At 65.8% G+C, this 761-nt stretch carries 1 pseudogene; it reads left to right on the forward strand.

From position 1 onward, the window contains the following. A pseudogene (locus PMI35_RS05955) lies at positions 1–761 on the forward strand (glycine dehydrogenase (aminomethyl-transferring)); the annotation flags it as partial.

Below are 761 nucleotides of genomic sequence, written 5' to 3' on the forward strand. Positions count from 1 at the left end.
ATGATCAAAGGCATCGCCGGTAAGAACCAACTGTTCAAGACCTTCATCGGCCAGGGCTACTACGGCACCCACACGCCATCGCCGATCCTGCGCAACCTGCTGGAAAATCCGGCCTGGTACACCGCCTACACCCCGTACCAGCCGGAAATTTCCCAGGGCCGTCTCGAAGCCCTGCTGAACTTCCAGACCCTGATCAGCGACCTCACCGGCCTGCCGATCGCCAACGCCTCCCTGCTCGACGAAGCCACCGCCGCCGCCGAAGCCATGACCTTCTGCAAGCGCCTGAGCAAGAACAAGGGCAGCCACCAGTTCTTCGCCTCCGTGCATTGCCACCCGCAGACCCTCGACGTGCTGCGCACCCGTGCCGAGCCGCTGGGCATCGAGGTGGTGGTCGGTGACGAGCGTGAATTGAGCGACGTGACGCCGTTCTTCGGCGCCCTGCTGCAATACCCGGCGAGCAACGGTGACGTCTTCGACTACCGCGAACTGACCGAGCGTTTCCACGCCGCCAACGCCCTCGTTGCAGTGGCTGCCGACCTGCTGGCCCTGACCCTGCTGACCGCGCCGGGCGAATTCGGCGCCGACGTGGCCATTGGCAGCGCACAACGCTTCGGCGTGCCGCTGGGCTTCGGTGGCCCGCACGCGGCCTACTTCTCCACCAAGGATGCGTTCAAGCGCGACATGCCGGGCCGTCTGGTCGGTGTCTCCGTCGACCGTTTCGGCAAGCCGGCCCTGCGCCTGGCGATGCAGACCCGCGAGCA

Source organism: Pseudomonas sp. GM78 (genome assembly GCF_000282475.1).
Classification (GTDB): Bacteria; Pseudomonadota; Gammaproteobacteria; order Pseudomonadales; family Pseudomonadaceae; genus Aquipseudomonas.